This window comes from Pseudomonas sp. HMSC057H01 (assembly GCF_001836405.1).
GTDB lineage: Bacteria > Pseudomonadota > Gammaproteobacteria > Pseudomonadales > Pseudomonadaceae > Pseudomonas > Pseudomonas aeruginosa.
In genome coordinates this window covers 1-201 of sequence record NZ_KV828427.1, presented here as the reverse complement: position 1 = coordinate 201, position 201 = coordinate 1, and the positions used below count along the sequence as shown (strand labels likewise).

Sequence of the window (201 nt, the reverse complement as noted above, 5' to 3'; positions counted from 1 at the left end):
TCCGACCAGGCTGGTAAAGACAGTGACAAGGTTCCTGCCGGCGTTCGCAATGCATTGGCACTGGAGGCGTCCGCTCTGGGGCTTCCTGGCACGGCTGATTTGCAAAGCGTCGCCAAGGCAGGTGGCACGGTTGATATGCCGGTACGACTCACGAGTGCTGCACAAGAGAGCCCGAGTGGTAAATCGCAGATTGCCGCGATG

Annotated in this window: 1 protein-coding gene; it reads left to right on the top strand. The window is 59.7% G+C overall.

The features are described from left to right. On the top strand, nucleotides 1-201 hold a 201-nt coding region (locus HMPREF2581_RS33415; RefSeq protein ID WP_218189479.1), incomplete at both ends, for an S-type pyocin domain-containing protein.